Source organism: Spirosoma sp. (genome assembly GCF_026391055.1).
In the GTDB taxonomy this organism is placed as follows: Bacteria; Bacteroidota; Bacteroidia; order Cytophagales; family Spirosomataceae; genus Spirosoma.
In genome coordinates, this window is sequence record NZ_JAPLET010000020.1 from 353090 (window position 1) to 377897 (window position 24808).

Here is a 24808-nt window from a genome sequence, read left to right on the forward strand (position 1 = left end):
ACGAACCTAATCTGATTTCATCCCGGCCCTTTTGTATGAAAGCGAAAATTATATGTCTTTTTCTATTTGTCACTGTTCAAGCCACGGCGCAGAAAGCACTGCCGCAGGACCAGCGGTTGCAGTGGTGGCGCGACGCCCGCTTTGGGATGTTTATTCACTGGGGACCCGTAACGGCTACCGGAAATGAAATAAGCTGGTCGCGGGAGGGATACGGCAAAGGTCGCTACGATTCGCTGTACAGTCGGTTCAACCCCACCAAATTTAACGCTCGCCAATGGGTGAAACTGGCCAAAGCGAATGGGCTGAAGTACGTGGTGCTCACGGCTAAACACCACGATGGGTTCTGTTTATTTAACACTAAAACGACCGATTACAACATCATGTCGTCGCCGTTTGGGCGGGATGTATGTAAAGAACTGGCCGATGCCGTTCATGCCGAAGGGCTTCAACTGGGCTGGTATTTTTCCGTTGCCGACTGGAAAGACCCCGATTGCCGCAACCCTGCCACAAATGATGTGTTTGTTGGCCGGATGATGGGGCAGCTCAATGAACTGTTGTCTAACTACGGTAAAATCAGTTTGTTGTGGATCGATTATGAAGGTTCTCCCTGCCCAACCGAGCCCAAAAAAGTGTACGATCTGGCGCATCGGCTGCAGCCCGGCATCATCCTGAACAATCGGCTCGAAGCGTTCAGCCCCGACGAGTCGCATTGCCAGCCCGGCCAGCTTGGCGACTATGCAACGCCCGAGGGATTTGTAGCCGGTTTTGGCAACGTTCCCTGGGAGACCTGTACAAATTTGGGGCATCAGTGGGCGTGGGGATTCAACGATACACCCCGCAGCGTAACAGAGTCGGTCCATACTTTGCTACGCTGTATCGGAGGCAATGGTAACCTCCTACTCAACGTCGGCCCCGACAGTCTGGGGCAGATTCCGGCCCTGTTCGCAGACCGGCTAAACGACATCGGTGCCTGGCTCAATCCCCGTGCCAGGGCCATTTACGGGACCCGTGGTGGGCCGTATCTACCAACAAACGATTACGTTTGCAGTCAGAAAGGCAACCGGGTTTTCTTGTATCTACTAAGCAAAACCGGAGATAAGGTCGTTCTCCCACCTCTTCCGTCGACTATCAAATCTGCTACCCTACTCAACGGGCCAGCTCTGGCGTTTACCCAGTCCGGTAAGCAGGTAACGGTAAGCGTTCCAACCGACCGGCGGGATTCGGTGGCGACAATTGTTGAATTAACAATCAATCAACCCGTTGCTGCATCGGTATTAATTCCGCCCTTTAGTCAGTCGAATTCGCTGGCTTATGCTAAAAAAGCTGTAGCGTCCAGTCAGTTGGGCGATTTTCTACATAATGCCCCGGCTACCGTCGATGATAATCCGAATACGTACTGGAAATTAGGTCGGCGGAAAGACGTGGACTTTGCCGGATACTATGGGAAAACCCTATCGTATGATTCGGATGAGCTGAAAGCTTTATTTGAGAAACAGGGCTGGCTGGAGGTCGACTTGGGGCAGCCCGAGTCGGTAGGCGAAGTGTTTGTCAGTGAATTTGCACGCAAAAATAATGGAAAGGCCACTTCTGCCATCACCCGTTTCGAAGTGCAATATCAAAAAGGCAGTCAGTGGGTTACCCTGGCCTCGGGCGGGCAACTGAGTGGGCAGTGGCGAAAGAAGATCTCGTCCGTAACCGCCCGGCGCTTTCGATTCGTCATCTTGGATTCCTGGGGTAGTGTCGGCATAAGCGAGTTTCAGTTATACCCGGCAGGGGAGTAGTGGCGTATTCTTTACCAACTTAAGCTTCCTGACTTTCTCACATACTTAAATCTAGTACAAGATCTGAAACGTAGATTCCTGAGATAGCAATTTGAGACTTTTCGCGCTGATTTAGCATGTTGACTGAGAAAGTGAAGAAACGTCCTATAAAAACGGGCATTTAATTGGACAGCTTGTCTTAGTAACTGTCAACCAGTATCCGTAGCATACCCTACACCTGATTTTCGTACAAAGCACAAAAACGGCTTCGGTAATCATCATACACTTTGCCACCGTGAAAGCGTTCCATGATGCTCAAAGCCTCTCCAGCGGATACTAGGGGTAAGCTGTTAAACGCTTGCTCAAACTGAGTCTTAATCGGTTGACTAATGCCAATCGTCACCACTTGATTGCCATCATCATTGAGCATGGCCCATTGTTGAGTTTTGTCGAACATAAATACATGTGGAATAGTCACAAAGCCTACTCCAGAACGAGGATGCTGAAGGGGGCGCGGTCCCGAGTCCATTAGTTCTTCTAAAATATAAGCTGGTGTATCCCTATATATTGAAAAGGGGCATTCAACAGACATTTCCAAGGGATACAAAGCCGCATAAGCCGGTGCCGAAATGAAAAAAGAAGTGGAGTTAATCGCTCTCAAAAAGGTAGTAAGTACTTGGTAATCTGATTCACGCCGAAACAGACGGTTGTGTTCACCGAAATAGTAATAGTCGAAAGGGCGTCTAAATGGAAACTCGGCAAAGTCTCGGTTGTAATGGAAAGTTTCGGTCGTAAAAAGTTTTTTTTCAATCTGCTGGATCTGATCGATAATCCAGGGCTCGGTGTATAAGCGATAGTTTCCTTCAATAGGCCCTAAGTGAGTGAGCAGTTCCATTATCGATCGATATAGTAGTATTTTTAAAGTTAGCTCAAACGCTTACGGCTTCACTTATTACACGAAAAGTTTCATAATCTAATCGTCCCCTAAAACCCTCCCAAATGAGAAGATAAAATCATCATACATCTGCTTGATATTCGGGGATATTACCAAACGCAAACAGCAGCAAGCCGAGATTTAAGTGACTCAGAACAACCTCTCCGAAATATGCAATCTTGATGATTTGAAACCTATTGAAATCATCAAGATCATAGAAAATCAGCATTCTATTGATTTCGTAAAAAAAACGATCTCTTCACTTTTTACGAATATCCGGTCTTGCTAAAAGCACGACGCCCCTTGCGCCAGGATATTGACACGCAGGTTACTGACATATACGGACTGAAGTTCAGGAATTGCATGAAAAATCGTGTCCTTGATGTTGTCGGAATCGATCATAAACACGCCCCCTGACCCAATGGCCCGCAGGATATTTCCCTGACTAATTACCAGGCCGGAGTCGGTGCGAAGGCCAATAACCAGCAAGCCCGGATTACGCTACAGGGCTTCTGTAAGGCGGGGAAAGCGGCTGCGCTGCCTAATGGGCGTGTCAATAATCGCTTCGGACAGAAAGGAAAGTCCTTGTTCGGTTTCTACCACACCCTTAATCAGTGTGGCTGGGAAAACGGATCGTTTAGGTTTTGGGCCTCAACTTCTTTCTCTAGCGCAATCTGCTCATTTTCGTGCGGCAGATTAGACGAGTGGGTCAGTGAGTAAGGTACATTCTGCGGAATAAAATCGTCGATGGCGCCGGGCTTGCTATAATCGTAGGGCCAGCGGTAAACGGCGGGTAGTTTACCCGGCCAATTGCCATGACCCGGGTGGATGGGCGCCGTCCATTCGAGGGTGTTCGACCGCCAGGGGTTCTGGGGAGCCTTTTGTCCCTTAAAGTAGCTATAGACAACATTCCAGATGAATAGCCACTGAGCCGTGAAAGTAACAATGGCGGCTATCGTGATGAAGGCATTCATGTCGGCAAATGTACCTTTCGTAAAATCATAGCTGGTAAAGGCATAGTAACGCCTGGGAAAACCGGCAATACCTAGATAGTGCATGGGGAAAAAGACCAGGTAGATGCCAATGAACGTTAGCCAGAAGTGCGCATACCCCAGCTTTTCGTTCAGCATCCGGCCGAACATCTTGGGATACCAGTGATACGTACCTGCCAGCAGTCCGAAGGCCGAAGCGGCTCCCATCACCAGGTGAAAATGAGCCACCACGAAATACGTATCATGCAGTTGAATATCTAAAACCGAATTACCCAAAATGATGCCGGTGAGACCACCGGAAACGAAAAACGATACCAGACCGATGGAAAACAGCATGGCGGGTGTAAAGCGAATATTACCTCGCCATAAGGTCGTGATGTAATTAAACGCTTTTACTGCGGAGGGGACGGCAATGATCAGCGTCAGGAACATGAACACAGATCCTAGAAACGGGTTCATACCCGACACGAACATATGATGTCCCCAGACGATAAACGACAGAAAGGCAATCCCGATCATGGAGGCAATCATGGCCCGGTACCCAAAAATGGGTTTACGAGCATTGGTCGCGATGATTTCGGACGTGATCCCCAGGGCCGGTAGAATAACAATGTAGACTTCGGGGTGACCAAAAAACCAGAACAGGTGCTGGAATAAAATGGGGCTTCCGCCCATATTGGGCAATGCTTCTCCCTTGATATAAATCTCGGACAAATAAAAACTCGTCCCGAAATGGCGGTCAAAAATGAGTAGTAGCACCGCGGACAAGAGGACCGGGAATGAAATTAACCCTAAGATCGCCGTTAGCAGGAAAGACCAGATCGTCAGTGGAAGTTTACTAAACGACATGCCTCGTGTGCGTAGGTTTATGACCGTGGTGATGTAATTGATGCCGCCCAGCAATTGGGAGATAATAAACAGGGCTATACTGATCAGCCAGAGCGTTAGTCCGCTACCAGACCCCCGATGGGCCTGGGGCAAGGCGCTGAGGGGCGGATAAATTACCCAGCCCGTGCCCGCCGGCCCCGACGGCACAAAGAAGGACGATAACATGACTACGCTCGCCGTAAAAAAGAACCAGTACGACAGCATGTTCAGAAAGCCAGAGGCCATGTCGCGGGCACCGATTTGCAGCGGAATCAGGAAATTGGAAAACGTACCACTGAGCCCGGCTGTGAGCACAAAAAAGACCATAATGGTACCGTGCATGGTGACGAGTTGAAGGTAAAAGTCCTGATCGAGCTTACCGTCCTGGTTGATCCAGTCACCCAGCAGCGGACGCAGGAAATCGAGATTCAGGTGCTGAAACCCCAGTTGAAGCCGGAACAGGACGGATAAAAAAATACCTATGATGGCCCAGCTAATGCCCGTAATCAGATACTGTCGGGCAATCGTTTTATGATCTTCTGAAAACAAGTACCTACGCAATTTACTTTGCGGTTCGTGCTCAGATTGGGCGGCCTCACGGGCATCGGTTTCCGTATGGAGTTCATCGGCCCGGTGACTGACATTACCTGTTCGCACATGGGCATAGCCGCTAAAAAGCCAGCCCATAAATAGGGCGGCAATAATGATTACACCTGTCATTACCATAGGATTTTGCCGTTTAGCGTTTATGGTTAATTCGTTTTAGCGCTGTGCGCATCACTCGTCCAAGCGATACTAGTCAGTCTTTTTGTAGGTTTCCTTACCGAGCAGGTATGTCGCATCGGTCAAGCCCTTGACTTATCCTCAAAAGACTCTTTTGTCCTTAAGGCAGTTAAACATCTGAATAGAAAATGAGGTATTGGTACTGCCTGTAGTAGGGAGTGATGAGGGCCGGTTAATCGCTGCCTTGTGAGTCAGAAAGTTAACTGTGTAAGCCCTGCACAAGTCCATGGCTCCCATTTATTAGATTTGCTGGATATCAGGGTAAGCAACCGTTAGGTTATCGTAATGGCGGCAACAATCCGTTTATTCTCACAAAATGCTCCTCCTTGAGACGAAGTGGGTTTCAAGGACGAGCATTTATAGAAACTGATTTGGCCAACACTACTACAGAGTCTGCCCTGTTCCTGAGTAACAGCTAGCGTGTATTAGGCTCAGCTTTCATCAACCGGTTTTGATACTGAACAACTGAGAGGTATTAGCCCCAACTTTTGTTAATTTTGTAAACATCGATCAAGCTATGGCAACGACTAACATAAAATCAAAAGCTAGGAGGCCCCTCAAGGTGAAGCTACTAAACGCATCAGGTCAGGTGATCGAAGGCCTGATTCCATCGGGTCATCTGTCAACCGAAGACCCTGGACTAGCTATTGCCAATGAGTTGGGTAAACATAAACACCTTGATCCCACGCCCATTCCTTGATTACAGTTACTAAGCCTGCCCTATTGTGTGATACGGGCCTGCTGAGCCGTGTTTCCCTGGCTAAATCACCCTTCTTGGAAGCGTATCAAACAGCTATTGAGGAGTTTCAGGAAACCATTAGCACGGCGGTATTCATTGAGTTACAACATTGGTTACTCATTCAACGGGGCCTAGCCATGCCCATTAGCCGGGCCGAGTATGACCGGCATCGAAAGCGGTTGGACAATTACATCGTTTTGAACAGTGATGGCGTTAGTGAGCAAGCCTTAGAGGTAGCCCGTCGGTGGCCAGATACCGGTGTGGGGGATGCTTATACGATAAGTACGGCCTTAGTCTTTGACGTGCCGGTATTTACACTTAATCCAAAGCATTTCGAGCGTGTGAAGGGGATTAGCCTATACAGGCCCGATAATTATCAGGAGCTACTCCAAAGTACAAAGCGTACTTGATTAACCTAACTGCGGCTATCCAATTTTCTATGGTTGCCCCTTTCACTTCTTAAGCAAAAGTTTAAAAGCGAAATTGTCTATTTAAATGGGCGATTTCCGATACTGATGACACACTCGTTTATCAGTTACTTATTATCCTATACAGAACGGGAATTATTTATTTCTCACAGTTTATAGCTCAGAAAAGAAATACAATTCTTAAATCTGACTTACTTTTGTCGCATCATGCGTTCTCTATTGACCTATATCCTGTTAATAGCGGTGCTACTGCCTAGCATTAGCCCTTGGGGAACGATTGCCTATTATCATCTCAATCAGGACTATATTGCTCGTAATCTCTGCGTAAATCGGGATAAACCCCAGTTGCATTGCAATGGTCAATGCTATCTAGCCAGACGCCTGAAAGCCGAGCAGGACAGACAGGATAAGGAAACTTCCGAGCGCGTTCAACAAACAGCACCCCTTCAACTGTTCTGCGAAGAGCAGCTTACCTTTAATTTTGGTAAACCAACGACGTTCATTCCAACTCCCAACTTTGCCTATCTCACTGGCTCATACGCTACGCCAGCCCGTTGGTTGCTAAAGCCCCCTTGTCAATTCCTGGCTGTTTGAGTAAGCGATAGAATCTATCCATATTTTCTATTGGCTGATCGAACCTAGTTCCTCCAATCCGAGGGCTCTATTTCTCATTCGTTCAAGAACATGGTCGTACCTGGTCTGGGTACTGGCCAATGCTGCTATTACGTTGCCTGAATCGAAACAGATCAGACAACGTCAATCGCTATTACATCCAATTATTCGCTGACAATCAGTTATTTCTAAATTCCAGCAGAGCTAGACGAAACCCATTTCATTTCTGGCAACTGTTGGATTAACGAATCAAATCCTATGAAAAAGATTAGTCAATCTTTATGTATTCTCTTATTGCTTACCATTTATACAAGTCGATCCACTCAGGCTCAGACAGCAACCGCCAGAGATACAATACGCGTCGCGATTCTGCTATTTCCGGGCGTTGAACTACTCGATTTTGCAGGACCACTCGAAGTGTTTAATCACATGGAAGGCGCTAGGGTGTATACCGTAGCCGCTCAATCGGGACCCATGACCATTATGCAAAAGATGCTGACCGTTGTGCCGGAATATACCCCATCAACCGCACCCCAAGCCGATATTTTAGTGGTACCGGGTGGACGAATGGAAGAAGTGATGCAGGACAGTAGCGTCGTTAATTGGATACGTCGCACGACAGCTCAACGCAAACTAACGATGTCGGTCTGTACAGGGGCTCAGTTGCTGAGTAAGGCGGGACTTTTGACCGGTAAAACCGTGACGACCCACTGGGCCGCAACGCATATGTTGCAGCAAATGACACCTACCGCTATAGTGATGGAGAACACCCGGTTCGTGGATCAGGGATCGATCATAACGACGGCGGGTGTCTCGGCGGGTATTGATGGAGCCCTACATGTCGTGTCCCGGCTGAAAGGCGTGGCGGCTGCTGAGCAGATCGCCCGCATTATGGAATACGATAAGTGGGAGCCCCAAGCAGGGTTGGTTGTGGGTAAGGCTCGGACTCAATCAAAACGGAAAGCCAACCCAATTGCCACCAAACCAACGGTGGTCAAAAAAACGGTTGCCACCAAACAGGCTCAATTGAAACTAACCTCAACGATCGATCCCGTTTGTCAGATGTCGGTAGACGGCATGGTAGCCGATACGGCTCGATACATGGGCAAAACCTATGGCTTTTGCTCCCGTCTTTGCAAAGATCGATTCAAAAAGGAGCCGACGGCTTTCCTCAAACGCTAAGGCAAGACACCATTAAGTCTAACTGATTGATCCATCGACAATCAGTTTATCCCCGTTAATCAGCCCTCATCATGCCTCTCAAAAATACCAGTACTGTCCTGCTTTGGTTGCTCGCCATGAGCAGTTTTGCCCAAACGATAACCGGAACAATCAAATCCAGCTCCGGCGAAGCCATCGGGTTTGCCAACATTGCTGTGTTAAACAGCCCAACCGGCGTGATCGCGGATAAAGACGGTCATTTTTCCCTGGACCTCAATCAAGGAAAATACCAATTACAAATCAGTGCCATCGGGTTTGCCACCAAAATTCAACCGGTGAACGTGACTAGCCAAACGCAACCGGTTGCCGTCACCTTAGTCGACAATACCAATGCCCTGAGTGAAGTGGTTGTAACGGCTGACAAAGTGGAAGCCAACTTACAAAAAACACCGATAGCCGTTACGGCCCTAAATGCAAAACAGTTAGAAGACTACCGCGTATGGACGATTAGTGACCTGACGGCTTTAGCACCGAGTGCGTACACCATTGAGCATGGCAACAGTACCGGGTCAAACTTCCTGAATTTTCGGGGGGCGATGGGCTTTACGGGTGAACAGGCCGTGGCGACCTATGTAGATGGAGTCTACCAGTTTGATTTTTATTCAGCCCCATTAAATTTCAGTAATATTGAGCGAATCGAAATTTTACGTGGCCCGCAGGGTACGTTATATGGCCGCAATGCCTTTAGTGGGGTACTTAATGTCATTACCAAAAAGCCCGGCAACAAAACGACGGGCTTTGCGGAAATAGACCTGGGTAACTATGGACAGCAACGCTACAGTGTGGGCTTCAATACGCCCCTGGTGAAGGCTAAGTTGTTTATGAATGCCGGTTTCCAGCTCAACAAACGGGGAGCTATCTATCAAAATCCAACGCTGAACACCACCCAGTTTGATCGTAGAGAGGCTTATACGGGCAATCTGAACCTGAAATATTTACTATCGTCCAACTGGACCATTGATTGGAACACGCGCTATGAAAACGATACCGACAAAGGGGCGTATCCGTGGTCAGCTTCCGACAGCGCAGCCAGAAGTGAACCCTACAAAGTCTTTGGCAACTGGGACAATACCGAGCGAAGAACCAACTTCAATACGTCGGTAGCGGTCAAATATTTTGGTCGTCAGTTCAATTTTACGTCCATCACCGCTTTTGTTGATTATCACATCTGGTTTCCGGGTCGTTTTGATTTTGATTTCACGTCGGCTCAGTTGATTAGTGGTAGTAACTGGTCCCGACAAAACGAGCTGACCCAGGAGTTGCGTTTTTCCTCGCCAGCCAATGGGAGTCGGTTTCGATGGACCCTCGGTTCCTTTCTGTTTGGCGAACGAGTTAAAACGGGGAATACCACCTACTTTGATACCGATTATGTCCTATTCGATCCGAATGCCCCTTTCGCTTCCATTAATAATGGAAGACGTAAAGGGTTGGGCATGGCTTTTTTCGGTCAGGCAACTTATGCGGTAACGCCAAAATTTGACCTAACGATTGGTACCCGCTACGATGTGGAACGCCGGGAGCTTACCCAAAATACGGCGGTTGAAAAGGCCGGGATTGTTACGATTCTTTCCGCCGACAGTACGTCGAAGAAAACCTTTACCGCCTTTACGCCCAAAGTCACCCTGAGTTATCAATTAACGCCTACGTCCATGATCTACGCGTCCTATGCCAAAGGATTTAGAGTCGGCGGATTTAATTTTGGTAATACAAAAAACCCGATCTACGGGCCGGAAAAATCGGACAACTATGAGGTAGGTATCAAAAATAATCTGCTGAATAATCGGTTGAAAGTAAACCTGACAGCCTTTTATTTTCAACAGAAAGATCAACAGGTATCCACTACCCAGGATGGGGTAAACTATGCCACCCTGAATGTCGGCGATATGAATAACGCGGGTTTGGAACTGGAAGTGTCGGCCCTACCGGTCAAAAATCTACAGCTCGACTGGACGGCCAGCACCTCTCATAGCGACTATAAAAAACTCGAACTCTTCGATGTAGAAACCGCTTCGGTCAAAGATTACAAAGGCAATAAGGCCATCTATAATCCGGTCGCTCAATCCATGCTAGCCCTTCAGTATGGCCTACCGGTATCGAAATCACCCCAAAGGATAAGAGCCTTTATACGCGGTGAATACAAATACATTGGTGAGTACCAACTGAACTTTTACAATACCGAAAGCCAGAAAGCGTATGGGATGGTCAATGCCAGAGCCGGTGTGACTAGTCATCATCTGGACGTCGCGGTTTGGGTTCGGAATCTGGCGGATGTACGCTATATGGCCTTTGGCTACGGCTCTTATATGCTCGGTAGTCCCCGGATGCTGGGCGTAACCGTGACCGGTAAGTTTTAATGTTTAGATGAACCAAACTATAACCAACTACTCGTATGCGTCAGTCCATTTGGTCAATCATGCTTGTAACGAGCTTAAGTTTAAGCACTTTTTTTGCCTGTCAGCCCGATGTACGTACTCCCGAAACAGGATCACTTAGCGTACATTTCGACAACGTTGTCGGTAGTCAGGACCTGGCATTAGGGACGGGTACCTACCAGAATGCCGTTGGTGAATCTTTCAAGGTTACTAAACTGAATTACTTCGTGAGCAACTTTCGGCTAAAACGCTCCGATGGAACGGAGTATATCGTACCCCAGGATAAGAGTTATTTTCTGATCCAGGAAGATAAACCGGCCTCTCAATCCATCACGTTCTCCACGATTCCGACGGGTAGCTATACTGGATTATCGTTTGTCATTGGTGTGGATAGTCTGCGCAGTTTAGCGGATATAAGCCAGCGTGCCGGTGTTCTTGATCCTGGTCTGGGTACGCATGACGCCATGTACTGGGAGTGGAACTCGGGCTATATTTTTCTCAAACTGGAAGGCACTTCCTCAGCCGCTCCCGCAGCCCAGAACAATTTATTTTTTTACCACATCGGAGGTTTTGGGGGCGGTTACAATGGCAAGAAAACCATTAATAATCTTCGCACGATTACCATACCGTTTACCGGTACGAGTGCCAGGGTGACCACTTTGGCCACACCCAGAATCAATCTGACGGCTGATGTTTTATCGGTTTTCAACGGTCCAACGAAGTTGAGTATTGCCGAGCATTCGTCGGTCATGTTTGAGGATTATTCCACCAACATTGCCAATAACTATGTCCAAATGATTCGCTACACGAGTCAAACGAATCAATAAGTGAATGATCCTGAGTAAATCAGAGGCATATCCTGAAGGGATAGGTTTACGAAGGTTCTCAAAAGTTGAGGAAAAGCCACTGGCATGTATCGACTTCAATAATGGAGCGGCTGTTACCAGAAATAGGTCAAACTTAACCGGGCAAAAAATGGGGTACCCGGAGTAAAATGGATCTCATCGACCGGTGCAGCTTCTCCTTTTAACCGACTCTCCGTATCGAACTGCGTTTCTTTCCACCGCGTATTAAACAGATTCTGCACCGATAGACCCAAGGTATACTTCTTACGGGCCAATCCAGGCGGGGCATAATTCACTTGCATATCCGGCACAAAATAGCCCTTGGCTACAATTGTATTATCTTCATTGGCAGGGCGATCAGCCATGTATCGATACCGCAGCGAACCACTAAACCCGAATGGCGTTTGCAGCGACAGACCGCCGGTGGAGGTAAACACAGGCGCTAATGGGAGATAATTTTGACCCGCTTCGGCATCGACGGAGCGAGGATTGGCCGTGTTTAAATCCACATCGGCATACAAGGTTTTGGTAAGCTGATAGCGCAGTGACAAGTCAATACCTTCCCGCCGTGACCGACCGCTTGGCTCAACCACCCCTTCATCACCTACATACACAAACTCCTGTTCCATCCATAAGTACCAGGCGGCTGCGTTGATCAATAACTTGGGAAACGGTTTAATAATGAAACCCAAGTCAGAGCCATACGCACCCGGTAAAATTTCCCGGCCATTTTGAGCCGTAACCACACGAGCATCATTCGAGTGGAACCCTTTGCCCGTATTTAAATAAAGCTGGAAACGAGGGTTAAACGTGTAATAGAAATTCAGTTTAGGCGAGACAATCGACTGCGTTGCTCGTTTCGTCGTTACTGGATTGAGTAGTAAATCTTCGTATTGGGAACGAAAGTAATCCAGGCGAATACCCGCATCAATGACAAACCGGCTTGACACCTGCACCTGCTCGTTAGCATACAGAGCGGCATTGATTTCATTCACATTCCCGTATTGTATCCGGTTGAGCGTTTCTACCCGATTTTTGGTATGGGACAGTTCAGTCCCATGCGTAATATCTTGCCGATATTGAGCCCCTACCGTCGTCGTCCAACTGGTTTTACCAAGGATAGAGTGAACTGAATAACTGCCATTATACCCGAATAGATTGCGGTGTTCTTTCTGGCGGATCTGATCGCCGTTGATGCTGTCATTTAGAAAGAAGGTGAAATTGGAATACAACTCGAAATTATAATTGGAATAAAAGAGCTGGTTTTTAATCACATGGTTCTTAGACGTAACCGTGACCAATTGGGCATTGACATTCGTGCGGCTGGTTTCCCCGCCTTCAGTCGGATCGATGGAACCGAACCAGCCAATTAAACCTGACTCGACCGCTCGATCCGGAATTTGGCCGGAGTGGTTCCACTTACTCCAAAAGGTAGAACCCGTCAGGGTAAGGTTCGTGTTGGGCGATAGATGACCATGATATTTGCCGACCACATTTACACGCTTAAAGTGCTGTGGATTATCGAAGTAGGAGTTAGAGTAGGAATACTCCGAAGCTAAATAGGCAGACTGATTTTTATCCTTTCCTTTTTGGCCTAACAGATCGATACCAGCTACGGCTCGGTAGGTATCGAATTGACCTGCTTCCAGTTTGACAAACGAACGATCCAAGGCTGTACGGGTTCTGAAATCGGCCCAACCCGCTGTGGCCAGATTACCTTTATCTGTCGTGTAAGGCCCTTTTTTGAAGTCTACACCCTGAACCAGCTCTGGGATGACAAAGTGCAGATCAGCATAGCCCTGGCCATGCGCATGAGAAACCATGTTGACCGGCATACCATCTACCGTCAGGCGGATATCGGTACCATGGTCCAGATCGAAGCCCCGCAAAAAGATTTGTTCGGCTTTACCACCTCCCGCATGTTGACCAATGAATAAACCCGGCACCATCCGAAGAATTTCCTGAGAGTTGGTAATTGGCCGTAGTTTAATGTCTAGGCTACTAATGAGTTGCTGCTCATTGGGCCGTTGCGAAGACACAACCACTTCGCTTAAGTCAACGGATGCGGAGACCAGAACGGTTTTTAGGGTGGTCGTCTGATCATCGACGACCGTTACCGCAGTCACCTGGCTTTTGTAACCAACGTGGGAGAGTTCGACTTTGTAAGGAGCAGCCACCAGTCCATCAAACCGATACTGGCCCAGCTCGTTCGTAAAGGTGGCTTTTCCCAGGCCGGTTAATTGAACCGTAACCCCGCGGATGGGTAAGTTCGTTGACTGGTCGTAAACCGTACCGAGTAGACTGCCTAAATGGGCGTAAGCAGGTAAGCCCATGAATACCAACCAAAGAAGGTAGATCCCCTTTTTCACAAATCGTCAGGATTAAGAATGATTGTATACTTAGCGGCAACCGAACGTTAAGCTGCCCCAATAGCTTTGCCAATCGGCTTGTTTGGTGTCTGCATAAGGCACCATCTGTACTAGGCTGACCATATTGTTACCTGCTTTGATAGCAAACCGAACGTGCCCGTTTTTATCGCTTCGTTGTTGCTGTTCGGTAAAATCAGCCGGAGACGACTTTTGGTTAGATGGCCGGTTCCAGTACCGCACCAGCGCACCAGCTAAGGGCTTATTTTGAAACAGAACAGTCAACTGAAGCGAACCACCCGGCTTTAGGCGATACGGATTCTGAGCCGGTATAATTTCCAGGGGCATACCCGTGTTGCGATTATAGGTCTGATCGTTGGTAGTCAAAGGCCCGGCCTGAATTAGGGTTTTAACGCATCGCCGATAAAATTCCCGGCTCCGTTTCTGAGTTTGGTTGCGTTGTTTACGCCATTGAATGACTTGGTCTAAACCATCTTCTTCTAAGTATAAAAGGAAGCTATCGGCCCGCATTTCCAGGTATTTATTCGTATTCGCCAGAGCGATCAAATGGGTGCCAGGTGTTGATAGTTTTACAGGTACCGAGCCGTAATGGCCCTCGGTAAGCTGAGGGGCTATATCTTCTTTGCTATTGCCGAACCAATGCGCATATTGAACAATTCGGTTTTTCTTGCCCTCTGAGCGTTCACCCTGAAAGTGCTCGCCTACCAGCACCTCAACCGGAACAATTTGTCCCGGCTCGGCAAAAAAGGTACTCGGTTGTAGCCAGAACTCGTGGGCATGAGCTAGAAAAACCAAAAAGAGGCTGAATGCGAAGAAGATGAAGAGTCGTTTCATTTTACAAATCTACTTGGTAGTGTGATCTACAAAAGGTCTGCCGCTTCGTTTTTATTGAATTAATCACATGTGTGAAATAGGGCTTTGCGGAATTAGCTCATAATTTACAAATTCTCTTAAAACGCTCCTAAGGGAGACGATTGAGCATTCGTTTATCTACTTCTCAAATTGGGCGTTTTTGCGCACAATGCTTGTAGTTTTCTTTTAGCAAGTAGTTTTGTCTTTTGTTGGATAAGCCAAGATGACCTTAGTCTACCAATCGGATGCGTAGCATTTCATTAGCCCCCCGCTGAAATTCATAAGCTACGGGCACCCGATCAACTTGAATCGATTCAGCGGTGAGTGTCTTTACGATTGAATCTAAGTAGGGCGATTGTTTACCTTCTAAAGTCTGGAGAGGGAATATGCGTACTTCGTTGGAGACCCGTATTAACTCCTTGATTGAATCGTAGTGTAGCTGCTCGGATAAGTGCTTACTGTAGAGAAACAGCAGATGAGAGCATACACTTAGGTCAAAGGACCGATCAGCAAAGGGTAGAGTAGGTAGTTGATTCGCTAAGTAGCGTCCCTGCTGCTTTCCCGTTGGATAATCACTCAAAAACCGCTTCATGGCTGTCAATCGATACTGACCTAACTCATCGGCATCGTTGAACTGATCCCATCGATAGCCATCAGCCGTTAAACGGATTTGGTTAACAATCGTAGAATAGGTCTGCTGGACACGCTGCTCAATCTGCTGAGCGGAGAACGCATAAACGGGATCAATCGAGATGACTTGGCCACTCATCGCTGTCATTTCTGCGTTAAAGCTAGCGGGCCCATCTCCTACCCCTAGAATCTTACGAGTAAGATCTTTTTGGGTTAGGGCGAACATGCGTACGTATTCTTCTAGCGTACGCCCCCAGGGGACGATTTCTTGGAGTGTCATTAAGCTAAAAAGTAGGATAAAGAATTCCATGATCACCAATCTACCAAAAATTAGGATTCTCTCTAATCCCTCTTGTCTAAAACGAATGGGTTTTCACTGGTTTGCCTATAGATTGGGGTGTTCAAAGAGATGGTATTTAGCATGAAGTTTTGTACTTTGGCAAGCATACAGCACAATAGAAAGCCTCAATTCTAGCTTATTAAAGATATGACCACAGATGATTTCTATGCTCAATTCAATGAGCTGCCATCCGTTACTCGTCGAATCGACCTGCTCTGGGAAATCTTGGTCAAGAAAGACCATCGGCTTATACGACGATTGGTCTATTTGATCAAACACCCCCTACTTATTGAGAATCATAATCGGTTTGCAGCTGTGCTCAGAGAAGTAAATCAGGAGGCTTTCATTCAACCGCTTTTCGACTTAATCACAGAAACGCTACCCCAAGAACCTGAGTGGATTTTGAGTACATTCTGGCGTTGGAAGGATTAGTCAATGGGGTGGGCAAAGGCTTCCAACTAAATCAACAACAGACTCGTGTTTTATTAGACTGGATTGTAAGCCCACAACCAGGTAGTAAATCAGGAGTAGCCTCGAAAATTGTCATAAAAACGGCAAGAAACGAGGTGTCTAAACAAGTTTTTATTGATTCCATTCAGAATCCAACCCTACCTTTCAATATCAGACTATACGCTTTACAAGGCTTGATCCGACATTACGACTTGGCGTACAAACCACTCATTGAGCAAGTTCTGGAGCAAGAGCAGGATTCTGACTTCAAACGATTTTTGGCTGAACGTATTGATGATCTTAGAAGTGGGTTCGAGAACAACGATAATCTATAGGCTACTAATTGAAGTTGACAGTTATTAAAAAATCACTGTCCCAATATTCGCTCCCAACTGAGACGAATGGGCTTTCATGCATGGGTCTGCTGTTTGGTTGGGCCGATTATCGAGACGGTTTATCAACGAGTAGTAAGCCTGAGATTTCATACCTTGGCTGACAAAATGAAAATTATACAAGTGGAATAATGACTCGTTTGCCAATTGATGATAGGGATCAGGAGCTGATTCGACAGGCTCGGGATTTGATTACCCGTCGGTATAAACCTGACGTTCATGCGGTCAGTTCGGTACTAATAACCAAGTCAGGGAATGTCTTTGAAGGCATTCATTTGGAAGCTTACATTGGCCGAATAGCCGTCTGTGCAGAAGCCGTTACTATTGGCATAGCGGCTACCCAGGGGGATAGTGACATAGGCTCTATTGTCGCGGTTTATCATACCGGAAAGATCGTGGCTCCTTGTGGCATGTGTCGAGAATTGATTTCCGACTATGCTTCTGATGCCTTGGTGATTTTAGAGGATAGCTCAGGTATTTTCAAAACTCCGGTACTTGATCTGTTACCTATCAAGTACGAACGAGAGTAAACCCGTATGCTTCTAACTGGCGTTAACAGTTATTACAAAAAAGCATCACATTAATCGGGTATCCTGTATAAATGCAGGGCGGCCTGTGCCGTACAAAACTTTCACCTAGACATACAGTTTTCAGGGTAAGTGCCTATCAAACAGTATATTATGAAAAGTTTTTTCACAAAAACTATTAATTGTGTGAACTGAGTAGAATAAAATCCCCTTTGATGCTGATCCAATCTGAACCTATATGGTATGCCACTTAGTAAAGATCAAATCGGGAAAAAATTATCATTAGGGCGGGTTAGATGGATTAAACAAAAGCTACCGGGCCTTATTAGTTAGCCTTTCCCATAAGCGGCAAAATCGTTGCAATTTTGCCATCTAAGTCCTTGTAAATCAAAAGTATAACTGGGTTCTACGAGAGTATTGTACCGGTTATACTGAGTACCCGAAAGTTGGCCTCTGATAAAAAAAGCGTATGTTACTGATTAGTGGAGGCATTTTCTTTACTACCTGTCCAACACAATCCGCAGCATACCTGCCAACGTTACTCAATCACCTGCAGGGTCAGAATTTCGGATGCCCGAAATGGGGCTGGAGTCGGAACCCTATGCCTAAAAGCAACGGATGAATGGCTAGTTGACCCTGTTCATTCAACAGCCGCTTCAGGCTGTATTCGCCCCTCAGTCCTATTTGAAGCTCCATACGCTGGCTTAACGATAACCCGTGGCTAACTCCCCCTCTCAGGCCAATCAGCATCTGGCTGCTGGATGGCAGGTACGATAACTTTCCGCCTACTTCTACATCGAAATGGCCCAGATGATGCGTCTGGATCAACCCAGCACCGATCATCGGCAGAGCTGCATTTTCGTTTACTCTGTACGATTCGCGTACTAACCGAGGGGCATTCGCCGAACCAGGCTCAATCCGGTACTGGTTCTCGTTAACCGTGTAATAGGCCCAGCGTCGAATTTGCCCGATTGCCAGATGGGCCTGCCAGCGCTGGAAGCGGATACCGCCGTTGAGTTCATAGCCCCAGGTAGCCGGGGAGAAAGCCGCCGGGGTCTCTACTTGCGAGAGGTGCAAACTGGCGACTGGCGGGGCACTCATCCGTTGAAAGCTACTCAGCGGTGCAGCCTCAACGAACCAGTGCCAACCCGGTTGGGCCCCGGTGGATTTAGCCAGTGGCCGGGCCACCCGGTCAAGGGTGGGGATATAGTCAGGTAGGGCGCTTAGCCGGCTCCGCATGTGCAAAAGGCCAGTTGGGTTGAGCTGTGCCCATAGGATGTGCTCAGGCGTAGCTACGGATTGACTAGCCGGCGACGGTGAAAACGCGGACTGATTGTCGTTGACCGGCAGCACAACCGGGGCTAATTGCAACGCAGGGCTAACCGTTTCAGTTAGATCTGACGACTGAACCGAAGAGCGAGTGCTACGGGAATGGGGCGAGATGGCATAAGGCTGATCTACGAATACGGACGTAATGGATGGCCTTCCCCCTGACTCGGTACGGCGACGCGCCCTCTCCGTGCTCCCGTGCCACCCGGCGAGTTTTTCAGCCGGTACGATGGTCACTTGGACTGACTTCCGGTGAGTAGTTTCCGGGTCGGGAACCGTTGGCGAATGAACCGCCGACCGTGAGTCGTTAACGCTTTCTCTGGTGGGTAAAGCAGTTGCCGACTGATCGGGCTGTGTCGGAGGGCTGGTCAGGACAGCGGGTTGTTGTTTCGGACGAGTGGGGAGTGGCCCATTCGGTTGGGCGCGCTGACTCAGTATCGTGCTGGCGTGCATCGGGTCGGGACGTTCTCTGAAGCGAAGCGGGTAAAGCAAACCAACGCCAAGCAGCAGCAATATCCCTGCCGCCAGCCAAACGGCCCGTCGGCGATGGCGCCCGGCCCGTAGCTGGTTGAGCACACGTCGGCTCAGCGCTGAGCGGGGCTGAACCTCAAAATCAGCAAATGTCCGCTGCCAGCGCTGACGCAGCTGCTCGTCGGGGTCTTCATCCCAGGAATTCATGTCGTTGAATGCCATGTTGGTCAACAAAGGTTAGCAGTAATTGACGACCCCGGCTAAAGCGGGAACGCGCCGTAGCTTCAGGAATCAGTAAGAGTTTAGCGATCTCAGCATGCGTATAGCCTTCAATCAGGTAAAGATTGACGACAAGCCGGTAAGCGTCGGGCAGGCGGGCCAGCAGTCCCAGCAACGCTTCCTGGTCGTAACCGGCCAGCAGTAAGAGGTGATCCTCACTGGCGGGGGGCTCGCTGATGGCCTCGTAGCTGGTCAGGTGCTGCTCGGAGCGGGTGGTCCGGTTATAGTAGTTGATGGCCGTGCGCACCACAATCGACTTCACCCAACTGTCGGCCGACTCAGGCTTAGTCAGTTGGTCAATATGGGCAAACACTTTCAGAAAGGCTTCCTGAAAGATGTCTTCGGCTTCGGCTACCGTTCGGGCGTAACGTACACAAACCCCCAGCATACGACTCTGGTAGCGTTCGTAAAAAGCTCGCTGCGCCCGGGGCTGCTGTTGCTGGCAGCCTGCTACCAGTTCGGTAAGGGTTCGGTAAGACTTGCGGCCAAATAATGCCATGTACAAAAGGGTCAGCGATGAGGGGCTTGAGCGATCAGTTATAAAAAACCGTAGGTCAAAAAGGACCGACTGATCAACTGACCCTGGCCTGAAAAGGTCATCAGCCAGGCCTGGTTGTCTTTTTGCAGGTTTACGCGGTAGGTGCTCAGGGATGCATACGTATGGTGCGTGAGGGAGGCATCAGCCCCTTTCACGCCAAATCCTGCCAATTCGGGCCGCTGGAGATAGGCTTGAATGCTGGTGGGAAGCTGGTCTATCTGCTGAAAAAACTGCGCGGTTGGCTGATTATTCACTACGACTGGCCGCCCCTCATCATCGTAGCTGAGGTAGAGTTGCTGCCCTTGTTTCTGAACCGACAAGGTGCCGTGCCGCTGGTGGAGGGCATCCAGCTGCACCCAGGCGTAGGTGAACGTCAGACCCTGCTGGCGCAGGGCTGCCTGCAGCGATTCGGGGAGTTCAGTCAGCGAATCGGTCTGGTATTCACCCGACTGAAAAGGTAATAGCTCAAGATAATACGTCACCTGTCCGGATGGTAGCTGGGTGAGGGTCCAGCTGGCGGTGTACGGTTGCTGTTGCCAGCGGTAGTCTGCATAGACCTGCTTCACCTGCCCGTTCGTTGCCTGGTTGTTAAACCAGTCATACTGCCGAAGGCGCAAATTACTGAAGGTTCCCCCAGCTACTGCGGTCTGGTCCAGTACGCGGGCGAGCGAGTCAGGCACGCGGCCTTCCATCAGTTGGTCCGTGGTCAGCAGCCGCCCGGGGCTCAGCAGGGCTTTGTATAACTGGCCCTGCCGGATAAAATCAGCCTGCCAAAGCTGGTTATTGGCCAGGGTCGTAAATAGAATGTCCTGCGCCTGGGGGTACTGCTGGATTAGTCCCTCAACCCGGGCCGACGGGGGACCGCTGTCGGGAGTGGGCTGCTGATCGGTATAGTGATTGCAACCGCTCCAGCTCAGTAACAAGCCAATCCAGATGAGTTGTCGACGTATATTCATAGACTTATCGCTGAGTAAGCATTTGGGCAGATTCTTTCGGACCTTTCCCGCCAGGACTATAGACACTAACTAACCAACTAACTGTTGCAGCAAGTCTGTTTTTTTTATACCGGATTTCGGATGGACGAGCATCAAAAAAATAATCGTTGACCTGCAACACTCTCGGCCCGCTGGCGTGTCTGTGTCCTTGATGGGCAAATGCTGGTGCTTATTACCTACCGGTGATCCAATCCGTTCCTGTTATTATATATCAATACACAACGTTAATCGACTAACTGCTATGCGACTATCTTTTCAGAATGCCTGCCTCGGTGCGCTGCTTTCCCTTATGTTAGCGGCCTGCCAATCTCCCGATCAGAGTCAGGAGGTGACTCCCCTCACCACTCCAGTCGTTAACCGAACTGATTCCTATCTGTTTACGGGCCATCCGGGTATCCGCACCAGCTCGCGGGAAGACATTACTGGTACCATTACCGGTACTATCGACGGGCAGCCAATTGCCTTCGGGCCCGACAAAGCCTTTCCGGTGCAGGCCCGCGCCGGTTATAATAGCCGGAATCTGGCCGCTTCGGTGTTAAGTGTTCAGGTCTACAGTGATCAGTATAACATCAGTCTCTACCTGAACGGACCCATTGAGGCCGGACGCAACTACCGTATCTACAACGCAGCTGCCGATAGTGGGGAAGGCAAGATTGATCCCTATATCGCCACGCCCTTCATCCGGATTCCGGAGGGCCAGTCGGGTCGGGATATCATTGATTTAACCACGCCCGACGAACAGGTTCGGATTACAACCATCACCCCCGATTACATTGATATCGAGTTGCTCTTTACCCTCAGTAAGCCCGGGGCCGTTCCGGAGCGCATCACGATGCGAATCAAGAATATCGTGGATGAAAACAGCAGTGTGCACAACCAGTCGGAGGGAGATCCCTTCTGGGACTACACCAATGTCGACCGGATGATTGAAGCTTGGGGATACCTTCCCCGATCGGGAAACTCGCCCTCTTCCCCGACAACGACGCGGGTGCGAATCAACCAAAGCCAGCTCACGACGCCTGTCAGCGATGTCAGCTACGGGGGCAAAACCGAGGGTTTTACCGGTCAGCTGAGTTCACTTTATCAAGCGCAACAGCCTGCCGGGCAAACCTTCCTTGAGTGTACGCTCAATACAATCTGGGCGGCCACGGGCTGGAAGCAAGTCGGAATAACCTGGCCTGCCTTCCGGGGCGTGGGCAGCTACACGGGCGATCAGGTCAACCTCTCGTTCACCAACGACCAGGGGAGCGGGGGCTACTGGCGCATACAAACCAATCGGCTGGCGAGTGCGAGCACAAAATGGCAGGTCGACGTGCAGCGCGTTACGCCCGATGTGATAGAGGGAACGTACACCGTTGTTGATGCACCACTCCTTGAGAAAAAAGGACCAATGGTGCTGCCCACGCTGGTGAGTATCACAGGCCGCTTCAAAATCATCTATCCACGATAACGAAATGGCTCAGACGGGTAAGTGGGCGTACTTAGGTAATCACAACGGGTTTATGGGCCTTGTACCAGTTACGTATGTATGTATTGGAAGGTGTCTCGATATAAACACGAAAGATAGTGGCAATTATAACACAAAACAGAATAGCCTTTAAACGAGCCGTGCCATACGGTACACCCAAGCTATCCATCCAGGGCAATAGGACGTGTTTACCCAAATAATGGTGAAGGAGGTAAAATGAGTAGGAGATACAGCCCAGAAACAGGGTAAGCGGGTGGACGATCCATTGCATACGTCCGGCTATAAACAGAGAGAATACGCCAACAAAGCCTATCAGCATACCGGCATGTTGTCCAGCAGAGATGGAACGAAACGTGTGTCCGTTCTGCTGAAGCATGCCCTGTAGCCCTACGCATACAGCCAAAAGGAACACCCGGCGGGCCGTTACGCGGCTGTTGTGCATTTTATAAAAAAAGAATCCTGGCAAAGAACAGGAGCCCCTGATTTAAAAATTCGATTCAGCCGGTAAGCGACTTATACAAGGCGGGCATATTTATTGGTAGCACCAGATGTAGTACCAATAGAGCGACCAGCATAGCTACGCCCCAGGCTTCTATGCGCCGGAGTTGATTCGTAATCAGGCCAAGTCCTATGAGCAGGTAAAAACAACAGACAGCCATTATAAAAAGAGTATTCTCAACATACGCTCCTCAAAGTGAGACATAAGAGGATTTAAATGTTTGCTTTATAAAAAGGTTGCTTAATTGAACGGCTTGTTTTACTAACTGACAAGTGGCCAGCAGTCGGTGCCGCGTCGGCAGACCGTGGTGGCCCGGGTCTGCCCATCTCCACCGCGGTACTATTTATAGCAGATGCGTCAAAGTTGGGTAAACCAATTTATCATTCTATAAATTGGTGTTGGAAAACAGTTGTGAATTAGCAATTCGTTGCCAACTTTCGCCCGGTAAGCCGGTTAAACTACCGTAGAGGTTACTGGAAATGAGTAGGGACTCTAAAAATGCAAGGTTTTGACAATGTACCCTCTTCAGTAATTGTATAAGTAGCCAACCTTTTAACGATGCCTTCAGGACTCTTTGCTTTATTAGATGATATCTCGGCTTTGGTAAAAGCCAGTGCCGCCAGTTTAGATGATGTACCTACTCAAGTAGTGAAAACGACCGGAAAAGTGGCGGGCATTGTCATTGATGATACGGCCGTTACACCCAAATATGTGGTGGGGCTGGACCCATCGCGGGAGCTTGCTATTATTTATCAAATTGCTAAAAAATCGCTGATCAATAAGCTCCTGTTATTAAGTCCGGCAGCCTTGTTGCTCGGCTATTTTGCCCCTTGGGCTATTACGCCTATTTTAATGGTAGGTGGTGCTTACTTATGTTTTGAGGGCTACGAAAAGGTTCATTCTCTGTTTAGCCACCACGATAAGACCACCAAACGTGAGCAGCTAAAAGAGATTACCCCCGAAGAACTAGAGAAGCAACGAGTAGGTAGTGCAGTTCGCACAGATATTATTTTGTCAGCCGAAATAATGGCCATTTCTTATAGTCAGGTAACCGGCCAGGCGATTGTAAACCAGATTGTGGTAATGGTGGCGGTGGCCGTTTTTATTACGGTGGCGGTTTATGGGTTTGTTGGCTTGATTGTTAAAGCCGATGATATAGGGCTACACCTGGCTAGCGATAAATACCCGCTTACTACTCAGAAAGTAGGCCGTAGTATAGTAAAATTTATGCCTCATTTTTTGAGCTGGCTGGGGTATGTCGGTACAGCGGCCATGCTTTGGGTAGGTGCCGAAATTATTGCACATGGCATACCGTTTACCGCTCATTTACTACATGATTTAGAACAGAGTTTATCCTCAATACCGGTAGTAGCCTGGTTTGCCAAAGCCCTGGCTTGTGGAGTTGCCGGGCTTATTATAGGGTTTATCATTGAGAAGCTTGTTGTGTTGGTCAGGAGGGTCTTTTGATAACCCAGCGTATGATACTGTTTGAGCCGCTGGGGCGGACCACTGGATATCCTAAGCGAAAAATAATACGCAGGTGAGCGTCACTTGCAGGGTATACCTGAAAGGACGCCTGCCGAATGGCCAAGTCTACTAGAGGAGGCCGACGGGGATCGGGTGCTTTTCCATGATTTGGGGGAAGTGTGTGCTTTTAAGATTGATGTAAATCGGTAACTCATTAGTAGCCATAGCTGGAAGATTACGCTTTTTACTCTTCGGCTATGAATGAAGATGAATGTTTCCCTTTGGACCCCTTGGCTGGTCAGGATTTAGACGAGGACATGAGTTTAGTTGACTTTGATAGACTCATTGGCCATGGCTCCTATGGAGTTGCAGGCTCCTCGACAACTAACGTAGTGTTGTCTTATTATATACTTAAGTGAGCCATACATTGTTATCACAAAACCCGCTACGTAACGGGGTCATAGCAGCAAAACCTGCCTTTGTTGAAGCAAACTTACAGACTTCTCGTCTCAAACAGGAGATTGGGAAGTTGTAAATAATAATCTCTTGACTCGCTTTTGTTTAGGTTGTCGAAGGGGTTATGGGTTGCCTCAGCCATACTAGTATAAGTGGTATCGCGGCTAGAGAGGGG

Annotated in this window: 22 protein-coding genes; 11 read left to right on the top strand and 11 right to left on the bottom strand. The window is 48.5% G+C overall.

Features of this window, described 5'->3' with window-relative positions; genetic code table 11:
• Positions 1-35 precede the first annotated feature (35 nt).
• Positions 36-1781 carry an alpha-L-fucosidase gene (locus NT073_RS14345; RefSeq protein WP_297374654.1) on the top strand — a complete coding sequence of 582 codons (1746 nt, stop codon included), beginning with the start codon at positions 36-38 and terminating at the stop codon, positions 1779-1781.
• Positions 1782-1992: 211 nt separating this feature from the next.
• Here NT073_RS14345 and NT073_RS14350 read toward each other — a convergent pair whose 3' ends face one another.
• The 3 genes from NT073_RS14350 to NT073_RS14360 all read right to left on the bottom strand — a co-directional run bounded on the left by NT073_RS14350 (position 1993) and on the right by NT073_RS14360 (position 5279).
• A complete protein-coding gene (locus tag NT073_RS14350) occupies positions 1993-2655 on the bottom strand; it encodes a hypothetical protein (RefSeq protein ID WP_297374657.1) in 663 nt (220 codons plus the stop codon).
• A 324-nt stretch (positions 2656-2979) separates the two neighbouring features.
• Positions 2980-3183, bottom strand: coding sequence for a hypothetical protein (locus NT073_RS14355; RefSeq protein ID WP_297374661.1), 204 nt, complete (start codon positions 3181-3183; stop codon positions 2980-2982).
• A 122-nt stretch (positions 3184-3305) separates the two neighbouring features.
• The gene (locus NT073_RS14360; RefSeq protein ID WP_297374664.1) at positions 3306-5279 is read right to left on the bottom strand and encodes a cbb3-type cytochrome c oxidase subunit I; all 1974 of its coding nucleotides are present in this window, start codon (positions 5277-5279) and stop codon (positions 3306-3308) included.
• Positions 5280-5853: 574 nt separating this feature from the next.
• Here NT073_RS14360 and NT073_RS14365 point away from each other — a divergent pair.
• From NT073_RS14365 to NT073_RS14390, 6 genes are all read left to right on the top strand, one after another.
• Positions 5854-6036: a hypothetical protein gene (locus tag NT073_RS14365; protein ID WP_297374668.1), complete on the top strand. Its 183-nt coding sequence runs from the start codon at positions 5854-5856 to the stop codon at positions 6034-6036.
• Between the two features lie 74 nt (positions 6037-6110).
• Entirely contained in the window at positions 6111-6485 is a 375-nt protein-coding gene (locus NT073_RS14370; protein ID WP_297374671.1) for a hypothetical protein, read from the top strand.
• Positions 6486-6710: 225 nt separating this feature from the next.
• Positions 6711-7097 (top strand): hypothetical protein, encoded by a 387-nt coding sequence (locus NT073_RS14375; protein ID WP_297374674.1) that lies wholly within the window; start codon positions 6711-6713, stop codon positions 7095-7097.
• 276 nt (positions 7098-7373) lie between these two features.
• Positions 7374-8297: a DJ-1/PfpI family protein gene (locus NT073_RS14380; RefSeq protein ID WP_297374677.1), complete on the top strand. Its 924-nt coding sequence runs from the start codon at positions 7374-7376 to the stop codon at positions 8295-8297.
• A 71-nt stretch (positions 8298-8368) separates the two neighbouring features.
• On the top strand, positions 8369-10690 hold the full coding sequence (locus tag NT073_RS14385) for a TonB-dependent receptor (protein ID WP_297374680.1): 2322 nt from the start codon (positions 8369-8371) through the stop codon (positions 10688-10690).
• Positions 10691-10725: 35 nt separating this feature from the next.
• Positions 10726-11535, top strand: coding sequence for an MbnP family protein (locus NT073_RS14390; protein WP_297374683.1), 810 nt, complete (start codon positions 10726-10728; stop codon positions 11533-11535).
• Between the two features lie 113 nt (positions 11536-11648).
• Here NT073_RS14390 and NT073_RS14395 read toward each other — a convergent pair whose 3' ends face one another.
• The 3 genes from NT073_RS14395 to NT073_RS14405 form a co-directional block, all read right to left on the bottom strand.
• Positions 11649-13886 carry a TonB-dependent receptor gene (locus NT073_RS14395; protein WP_297374786.1) on the bottom strand — a complete coding sequence of 746 codons (2238 nt, stop codon included), beginning with the start codon at positions 13884-13886 and terminating at the stop codon, positions 11649-11651.
• 66 nt (positions 13887-13952) lie between these two features.
• Entirely contained in the window at positions 13953-14774 is an 822-nt protein-coding gene (locus NT073_RS14400; protein ID WP_297374685.1) for a DUF4198 domain-containing protein, read from the bottom strand.
• 247 nt (positions 14775-15021) lie between these two features.
• A complete protein-coding gene (locus tag NT073_RS14405; RefSeq protein ID WP_297374687.1) occupies positions 15022-15702 on the bottom strand; it encodes an SAM-dependent methyltransferase in 681 nt (226 codons plus the stop codon).
• Between the two features lie 455 nt (positions 15703-16157).
• Between NT073_RS14405 and NT073_RS14410 the strand changes: the two genes are divergently transcribed.
• Together NT073_RS14410 and NT073_RS14415 are read left to right on the top strand one after the other, a co-directional pair.
• Positions 16158-16547 carry a hypothetical protein gene (locus tag NT073_RS14410; RefSeq protein WP_297374689.1) on the top strand — a complete coding sequence of 130 codons (390 nt, stop codon included), beginning with the start codon at positions 16158-16160 and terminating at the stop codon, positions 16545-16547.
• A gap of 188 nt (positions 16548-16735) precedes the next feature.
• Positions 16736-17134 carry a cytidine deaminase gene (locus NT073_RS14415; protein ID WP_297374691.1) on the top strand — a complete coding sequence of 133 codons (399 nt, stop codon included), beginning with the start codon at positions 16736-16738 and terminating at the stop codon, positions 17132-17134.
• 555 nt (positions 17135-17689) lie between these two features.
• On the opposite strand, the gene NT073_RS14420 is transcribed toward NT073_RS14415, so the two are convergent.
• Genes NT073_RS14420 through NT073_RS14430 form a run of 3 tightly spaced genes read right to left on the bottom strand, consistent with a single transcriptional unit; the run spans position 17690 to position 20704 of the window.
• Entirely contained in the window at positions 17690-19153 is a 1464-nt protein-coding gene (locus NT073_RS14420) for a hypothetical protein (protein WP_297374693.1), read from the bottom strand.
• Complete coding sequence (locus tag NT073_RS14425) at positions 19122-19709, bottom strand: RNA polymerase sigma factor (protein WP_297374695.1); 588 nt, start codon at positions 19707-19709, stop codon at positions 19122-19124. Before NT073_RS14425 ends, NT073_RS14420 begins: the two co-directional genes overlap by 32 nt.
• A gap of 38 nt (positions 19710-19747) precedes the next feature.
• A complete protein-coding gene (locus NT073_RS14430; RefSeq protein ID WP_297374697.1) occupies positions 19748-20704 on the bottom strand; it encodes a hypothetical protein in 957 nt (318 codons plus the stop codon).
• Positions 20705-20984: 280 nt separating this feature from the next.
• Here NT073_RS14430 and NT073_RS14435 point away from each other — a divergent pair, with 280 nt between their 5' ends.
• A complete protein-coding gene (locus NT073_RS14435) occupies positions 20985-22193 on the top strand; it encodes a hypothetical protein (RefSeq protein WP_297374699.1) in 1209 nt (402 codons plus the stop codon).
• A gap of 31 nt (positions 22194-22224) precedes the next feature.
• On the opposite strand, the gene NT073_RS14440 is transcribed toward NT073_RS14435, so the two are convergent.
• Positions 22225-22653, bottom strand: a complete 429-nt coding sequence (locus tag NT073_RS14440) for a hypothetical protein (RefSeq protein WP_297374701.1) — start codon at positions 22651-22653, stop codon at positions 22225-22227.
• Between the two features lie 55 nt (positions 22654-22708).
• Positions 22709-22870 carry a hypothetical protein gene (locus tag NT073_RS14445; RefSeq protein WP_297374702.1) on the bottom strand — a complete coding sequence of 54 codons (162 nt, stop codon included), beginning with the start codon at positions 22868-22870 and terminating at the stop codon, positions 22709-22711.
• 398 nt (positions 22871-23268) lie between these two features.
• Between NT073_RS14445 and NT073_RS14450 the strand changes: the two genes are divergently transcribed.
• Positions 23269-24177 (top strand): DUF808 domain-containing protein, encoded by a 909-nt coding sequence (locus NT073_RS14450; protein ID WP_297374704.1) that lies wholly within the window; start codon positions 23269-23271, stop codon positions 24175-24177.
• Positions 24178-24808: the final 631 nt, after the last annotated feature.